This is a genomic window from Streptomyces sp. (assembly GCF_031181705.1).
In the GTDB taxonomy this organism is placed as follows: domain Bacteria; phylum Actinomycetota; class Actinomycetes; order Streptomycetales; family Streptomycetaceae; genus Streptomyces.
Window position 1 is genome coordinate 1 of the sequence record NZ_JAPSKN010000205.1, and the last position, 7,059, is coordinate 7,059.

The 7,059-nt window shown below is 74.2% G+C and carries 5 protein-coding genes; all 5 read right to left on the reverse strand.

Annotated elements, in window-relative coordinates:
• A partial coding sequence (locus RIN80_RS25380) for a glycosyltransferase family 39 protein (protein ID WP_309097974.1) occupies positions 1–2,099 on the reverse strand: 2,099 nt, incomplete at its 3' end.
• Positions 2,096–3,496 (reverse strand): bifunctional glycosyltransferase family 2/GtrA family protein, encoded by a 1,401-nt coding sequence (locus tag RIN80_RS25385; RefSeq protein ID WP_309097975.1) that lies wholly within the window; start codon positions 3,494–3,496, stop codon positions 2,096–2,098. The genes RIN80_RS25380 and RIN80_RS25385, both read right to left, overlap by 4 nt.
• A gap of 14 nt (positions 3,497–3,510) precedes the next feature.
• Entirely contained in the window at positions 3,511–5,091 is a 1,581-nt protein-coding gene (locus RIN80_RS25390; protein WP_309097976.1) for a HAMP domain-containing sensor histidine kinase, read from the reverse strand.
• Positions 5,088–5,828, reverse strand: a complete 741-nt coding sequence (locus tag RIN80_RS25395; RefSeq protein WP_309097977.1) for a response regulator transcription factor — start codon at positions 5,826–5,828, stop codon at positions 5,088–5,090. The genes RIN80_RS25390 and RIN80_RS25395 overlap by 4 nt, the downstream gene beginning before the upstream one ends.
• Positions 5,829–5,979: 151 nt before the next feature.
• A complete protein-coding gene (locus RIN80_RS25400; protein ID WP_309097978.1) occupies positions 5,980–6,852 on the reverse strand; it encodes a DUF2797 domain-containing protein in 873 nt (290 codons plus the stop codon).
• Positions 6,853–7,059: the final 207 nt, after the last annotated feature.

A 7,059-nucleotide genomic window follows, 5' to 3' on the forward strand; every position in this document is an offset into this window, starting at 1 on the left:
ACCTTCTTGAAGTGGGCCTCGACCCAGGAGGTGATCTGCGCGGACGTGCCGTCGCCGCTGCGGCCCATGCCGCCACCCGTGCCGGAGGCGATGAAGTAGTGGATCCGTCCGTCCGCCACGTACTGCTGGAACCGGGCCAGTGTCGGGGACGGGTCGGAGCCGTTGAAGCCGCCTATGGCCATCACCGGCTCCCCGGTCGACAGCTGGTAACTCGCCGCGTTCTGGGCTCCGATGGCCGCCGCCGCCCAGGTGTACCGGTCGGCGTCGGTCTCCAGCAGTTTCCTTGCCTCGGTGCCGACGCTCGCGCCGTTGAGCAGGCCGCCGGCGCCGCCCATGCCGCCCCTGCCACCCATGCCGCCGCCGTCGCCGTTCTGCGCGTTCTGGTTCTCGTTCTGGTTCTGGTTCTGGCCGGGCATGCCACCGCCGGGGAAGCCCTGGCCGCCCTGCTGGTTTCCGCCCTGCTGGTTCTGGCCCCTGCCCGGGAAGCCGCCGCCGGGGCCTTGGCCGCCGGGAGCTCCACCGCCGCCCGGGCCGCCCCGGCCGCCCGCCACCGACGGGCCCGCCGTCACGATCGAGCCGGTGTGGCCCTCGTCCAGCGTGGTCAGCGTGTACGCCGCCGGTCCGGCCAGCGCGGCGAGGAGGCCCAGCCCGGCCGCGCCCAGGGCGAGCCGGCGCCCGAGCCGCCCGGCGAAGACCAGGCCGAGGGCCGCCGTGAGACCGCCGGCCAGGACCAGCCACCTCAGCCAGGGCAGGTAGTCGGAGGAGCGGTCGAGCAGGACGTAACCCCAGGCCGCGGTCGCCGTCGTCGCGGCCGCCAGGGTCAGGGACGCCCACGCCCTGGTGCGCCTCTCCCACAGCAGCGCGGCGCCCATGCCGGTGAGCGGGGCGATGTAGGGGGCGAGGGCCACCGTGTAGTACTCGTGGAAGATGCCCTGCATGTAGCTGAAGACCAGCATGGTGGTGAGCAGCGCGCCGCCCCAGACGAGGAACGCACCGCGCGTCACCGACGTGCGCCCGGCCTTGCGGGTGGCCACGAGACCGGCGACGAGCAGGATCAGCGCGGCCGGGATCAGCCAGGAGATCTGGCCGCCGACGGCGGAGCCGAACAGCCGGTCCCAGCCGGTCTCGCCCCAGGACCCGCCACCGCCCCCGCCGCCCCCTCCGACGCTGCCGGTCTCCTCGCCGTTGAGGCGGCCCAGCCCGTTGTAGCCGAAGGTCAGCTCCAGGAAGCTGTTGTTCTGCGAGCCGCCGATGTAGGGGCGGGAGGAGGCGGGCCAGAGTTCGACGATCGCGACCCACCAGCCGCCCGAGACGACGATCGCGGCCAGGGCGGCGGCGAGCTGCCCGATCCGCCTGCGCACCGTGACCGGGGCGCAGACGCCGTAGACCAGGGCGAGCGGCGGGAGGATCAGGAAGGCCTGGAGGGTCTTGGCGAGGAACGCGAAGCCGATCGCGGCACCGGCCCACAGCAGCCACTTTGTGCGGCCGTCCTCCAGGGCGCGGACGACGAGGTGGCAGGCCAGGGCCATCAGCAGGGCCAGCAGCGCGTCCGGGTTGTTGAAGCGGAACATCAGCGCCGCGACCGGGGTGAGCGCGAGCACCGCGCCCGCGACCAGGCCGGCCGCGGGGCCGGACCGGCGCCGCACGGCGGCGTACACGACGGCGACCGTGCCGACGCCCATGAGGACCTCGGGCAGGAGGATCGACCAGGAGCCGAGTCCGAACAGCCGCACCGACAGGGCCATCGGCCACAGCGCGGCCGGGGGCTTGTCGACGGTGATGGCGTTCGCCGCGTCCAGCGAGCCGAAGAAGAACGCCTTCCAGGACTGGCTGCCCGCCTGCACCGCCGCCGAGTAGAAGGAGTTGGCGTAGCCGGAGGCGCTCAGGTTCCACAGGTAGAGCGCGGTGGTGACCAGCAGCAGGGCGAGGAAGGCCGGGCGGGCCCAGCGGGGGTCCTCGGGGCGGCCGCGCCACAGCCGCCGCGGCAGGGGCCGCACGGGGGCGCCGGCCCCGGGGCCGGGCGGGGGTGCGGGCGGTCCCGGCCTGGTCTCGGGACGTGTTGCTCCGGCGTCGGGGCGCTGGTCGTGGTGGACGGTCATCGCAGGTCCCTCGCATCGGTGTCGTGCGGGCGCACCGGCAGCAGCTGCACGGTCGCGTCCCGCCAGGGGTCCGCGACCTCACCGGCGCGGAACGCGGTGGTGTCGTACGGGCCCGCCGGGGCGTCGCCCCCGCGGGCGGACACGCGGGAGTCGTCCTCGCGCCGGTCGGGGAAGACCCACGCCCGCAAGAGCAGGAAGCGCAGCACGGTCGCCGCGAGGTTGGCGGCGACGAGGACCGCCAGTTCGGTGGAGTGGGCCGGCTCGGAGGTGGCCGCGCCCAGCGCGGCCAGCGAGCCGCTGGTCAGGGCGAGACCGATACCGAAGACGACCAGGCCCTGCGCCTGGTGCCGTACGGCCCCGCCACGCCCGCGCACCCCGAAGGTGAGCCGCCGGTTGGCCGCGGTGTTGGCGACCGCGGAGACCAGCAGCGCGAGCGCGTTGGCCGCCTGCGAGCCGGTGAAGGCCCGGAAGCCGGTGTAGAGGAGCAGGTAGAAGAGGGTGGACAGCGCGCCGACCACGCAGAACCCCACGAGCTGGCGGGCCAGCCCCTTCGGCACGTCCTCGATCTCGCGGTCGCGCGGATCGTCCCCGAACGGCCGGGTGAGCCGGTCCAGCGGCAGCGACCCGGTGGCCAGGGCCCTGCCCACCCGCCACACGCCCTTGAGGTCGTCGGTCGCGGTCCTGACGATGTGCACGGTCGAGTCGGGGTCGTCGACCCAGTCGACCGGCACCTCGTGGATGCGCAGCCCGGCCCGCTCGGCGAGCACCAGCATCTCGGTGTCGAAGAACCAGCCGGTGTCCTCGACCAGGGGCAGCAGCACCCGCGCCACCTCACGGCGGATGGCCTTGAACCCGCACTGGGCGTCGGAGAAGCGGGCCTGCAGGGAGCCGCGCAGGATGAGGTTGTAGGCCCGGCTGACGAACTCCCGCTTGGGGCCGCGCACCACGCGGGAGCTGCGCGTCAGCCGGGAGCCGATCGCGAGGTCCGAGTGACCGGAGATCAGCGGCGCCACCAGCGGGAGCAGGGCGTTGAGGTCGGTGGACAGGTCCACGTCCATGTACGCGAGGACCGGCGCGTCCGAGGCCGACCAGACGGCGCGCAGGGCCCGGCCGCGGCCCTTCTGCTCCAGCCGGTGGACGGTCACCTCGGGGATCTCCGCCGCCAGTCGGCGGGCCACCCGCAAGGTGGTGTCCGTGGAGGCGTTGTCCGCGATGGTGATGCGGAACGCGTACGGGAACGTGCGGGCGAGGTGTTCGTGCAGGCGGCGCACGCAGGGCTGGAGGTCCTTCTCCTCGTTGTAGACGGGGATCACTACGTCCAGGACAGGCGTACCGGCTGGTGCGGCCGGGAGGTGCTCCCGCGCCGGCAGGGTGCCGGGAGAAGAGTCGGTTCGCATGGAACCGACTGTCGTCAGGCGCCCTGTTGTGCCCATGTGGTGACGCTGTGGCGTGCCTGTGAGTGCTGCTGCCGGCTGGTGTCCGGCCGCGGCAGCACCGGCAGGCGTACCGTGAACACGGTCCGCCCGGGCACGCTGTCGACGGTCACGGCACCGCCGTGCGCGGTCGCCACGGCCTGCACGATGGCCAGGCCGAGACCGGTCGAGCCGGTGGCGCGGGAGCGCGCGGAGTCGCCGCGCGCGAACCGCTCGAAGACGTGCGGCAGCAACTCGCCCGGGATGCCCTGCCCGTTGTCCTCCACGTCCACGCACAGCCACCGCCCGCGCCGCCGGACGCGGGCGGTGACGGTGGTGCCGGGCGGAGTGTGGGTGCGGGCGTTGCCGAGCAGGTTGACCAGGACCTGCTGGAGCCGGGCCGTGTCCGCGGCCACGAGCGCGGGCTCGTCGGGCAGGTCGAGCCGCCAGAGGTGGTCCTGGCCGGCCGCGCGGGCGTCGCTGACGGTGTCGACGACCAGCGGGACGAGGTCGGTCCGCTCGAACCGCAGCGGCCGTCCCGCGTCCAGCCGGGCGAGCAGCAGCAGGTCCTCGACGAGCAGGGTCATGCGCCCGGCCTCGGACTCGATCCGGCCGAGGGCGTGCCGGGTGTCGGGGCCGACCTGCTCGCGTCCGCGCCGGGTGAGTTCGGCGTAGCCGCGGATGGAGGCCAGGGGGGTGCGCAGTTCGTGGCTGGCGTCGGCGACGAACTGCCTGACCCGTGTCTCGCTGCGCTGGCGTGCGTGCAGCGCCCCGTGGACGTGGTCGAGCATCCGGTTGAGCGCGGCGCCGACCTGCCCGACCTCGGTGTGGGGGTCGGTCTCGGAGTCCGGGACGCGCTCGCTGAGGTTGACCTCGCCGGTGTGCAGGGGGAGTTCGGAGACGCGGGTGGCGGTGGCGGCGACCCGGCGCAGGGGGCGGGTGGCGACGCCGACGAGCACGGAACCGGCCAGTCCGGCGGCGGCAAGACCGGCTGCCGTGACGCTGATCTCGACCAGGATGAGGGTGTTGATGGTTCCGGTGACGTCCGTGGTGGGGACGGCGACGTAGTAGCTGCCCTTGTCACCGGACTTGTACTCGACGCGGTACTCGCCGAGACCGGGGAGGTCGACGGTCTCGATCCTCCCGTCGGCCTGCGCAACGGTGGCGAGCGCGGCGGTCTGGGCGGCAGTGAGCGACTTCGCGGTCAGCTGGAAGGTGTCCTCGGACTTCTCGCCGCGTGCGGAGTCCGCGATCCTCCCGTCGCGAACCTCGGCGGCGACCGTGCCGCTCGGCTGCGGTCCCCTGGTGACGAACTCGGTGAGGCTGATCCGCTTCGGCTGTGCGGGGCCGTCGTCCCGGCCGGGATCCTTCGGGGGGCTCAGCGCGGCCCGGGCCGCCACCTCGTCGAGCTGCCCGTCCAACTGCTCGTACAGATGCGACCGCAGGGCGAGGGTCGTCACGGTCCCGATCACCGCGCACACCACGGCGATCAGCGTCACGGACGCGACGACGAGCCGGGTGCGCAGCGTGCGCGGCCTGCCGGCCCGCCGCTGTGGACGCGGCCGTCGCCGTCCGCTCATGACGCCGCGGGTTTGATCAGGTAGCCGGCACCGCGCCGCGTGTGGATCATCGGCTCCCGCCCGGCGTCGATCTTCCGCCGCAGGTAGGAGATGTAGAGCTCGACGACGTTGGCCTGGCCCCCGAAGTCGTAACTCCACACCCGGTCGAGGATCTGCGCCTTGCTGAGCACGCGCCGCGGGTTGCGCATGAGGAACCGCAGCAGCTCGAACTCGGTCGCGGTCAGGTGGATGTTCTCCCCGGCCCGGGTGACCTCGTGGCTGTCCTCGTCGAGGGTGAGGTCGCCGACGACCAGCGTGGAGTCGGACCGGCGGTCGGCGGCGCCGGAGCGGCGGATCAGCCCGCGCAGCCGGGCGACGACCTCCTCCAGGCTGAACGGCTTGGTGACGTAGTCGTCCCCGCCGGCGGTGAGCCCGGCGATCCGGTCCTCGACGGCGTCCTTGGCGGTCAGGAACAGCACGGGCACGTCCGGCAGGTCGCGGCGCAGCCGCCCGAGCACGGTCAGCCCGTCCATGTCCGGCAGCATCATGTCGAGGACGACGGCGTCGGGCCGGAAGTCGCGCGCGGTCTGGATCGCGCCCGTGCCGTCACCGGCACTCCGGATCTGCCATCCCTCGTAGCGCAGGGCCATGGACAGCAGCTCGGTGATCGACATCTCGTCGTCCACCACCAGCACGCGGACAGGGCTCCCGTCCGGCCTCAGCAGTTCGGTGCGCCCCCGGGGCGAGGTCGTGGTCATGTGAACACGATGGCGACGCCCTCTGAGAGCGCCCTTTCCCCCACCTGTGATTTGTCTGAGAAACCCACAGGCGCCTCTCAGGGAACGCCTGGGAGGACCGACCTTTGCGATCACCGCGGCCGGCTCAGCCCGCTGTGGCGGCCCGCACGGGTCAGAACAGCCCGTCCTGCACGCCCGCCCCGTCCCTGAACTCCCGTACGGGCACCGTCAGTCCGCCACCCGGGGCGGGCACCAGCTCCCAGCCGGTCATCAGGCGGGTGTCGAGCACGACGACACCGTCCCCGGTCGACAGGTGGAGATCGGGCCCGGCGGCGGCGACCAGCTCCCCGCCGACCACGCCTCCCGCGACGAGCTCGCTCACCTCCCCGACGGCGGCGGGGACGCCCGCGAGCCCGAACACACCGACGTGATCGACGACGTCCAGCGGCCTGCGCTCCAGCGACTCCGGCCAGCCGGCGAGCGCGACGGCCCGCGCGTGCAGCGCGGCGACCTCACCGGCCCGGTCGGCCGCCGCCTCCGGCAGTGCGGCGCGCACCGCCCGCTTCTGCGCGTAGGGGATCCGGTCGGGCACCCGCAGCGCGGCCCGCAGCAGCTCCTCCGTACGCCGCGCGGCCATGAGCGGCCCGGCACCGAGCCAGCTGAAGCAGACGGCCCCCTGTTCCAGGAGCCGGGCCGGGCCCCGCTCCACGGCCGTGATCCCGACCTTGAGCATGCCGGGCCCGAACCACGCCAGGTACACGTGGTACGGCCGCGGGTCGTCGGCGAGGGTGTCCGCCGCCACGGAGTGCGCCCGGTCCAGCCGCGCGCACTGTTCACATCGGGCCCCCGTACTCCGCGCCGGTACGACCGCCCCGACGGGGCAGGCGTGCCCCCGGGCCCCCGCACAGGTCCGCGCGCCGCCCTCCGCGACCCCGAAGGCCACGCGTCTCCCCCGGGCCAGCGCACTCCGCCGGCCCCCCTCCCACACCAACTCGGGCCCTTCCACGGACCACCGCAGCCCCGAGCACTTCCACGCGTGTGCCATCGCTGACGAGAGTAGAGGGGACCACTGACACCGGAGATCCGGACGGGTGAGGCGCCGCGCTGCAAGGGCCGGACCGGGGGGCGCCCGCGCCCCGGCGGCGCCCGCTCGGTCCACGGGCCCCGGTCCACCCGGCCCCGGTCCCTCTGGCGCCGGGGCGGCGGGCCCCGGGGCGGCGCCTCGGCAGACCTGACGGTGAGCCGCGCCGGG

What these genes read in the sequence shown, in the direction of transcription:
- RIN80_RS25400 (WP_309097978.1), bottom strand. Translation starts at nt 6,852, where the DNA reads ATGGCACACGCGTGGAAGTGCTCGGGGCTGCGGTGGTCCGTGGAAGGG.
- RIN80_RS25385 (WP_309097975.1), bottom strand. Translation starts at nt 3,496, where the DNA reads ATGCGAACCGACTCTTCTCCCGGCACCCTGCCGGCGCGGGAGCACCTC.
- RIN80_RS25395 (WP_309097977.1), bottom strand. Translation starts at nt 5,828, where the DNA reads ATGACCACGACCTCGCCCCGGGGGCGCACCGAACTGCTGAGGCCGGAC.
- RIN80_RS25390 (WP_309097976.1), bottom strand. Translation starts at nt 5,091, where the DNA reads ATGAGCGGACGGCGACGGCCGCGTCCACAGCGGCGGGCCGGCAGGCCG.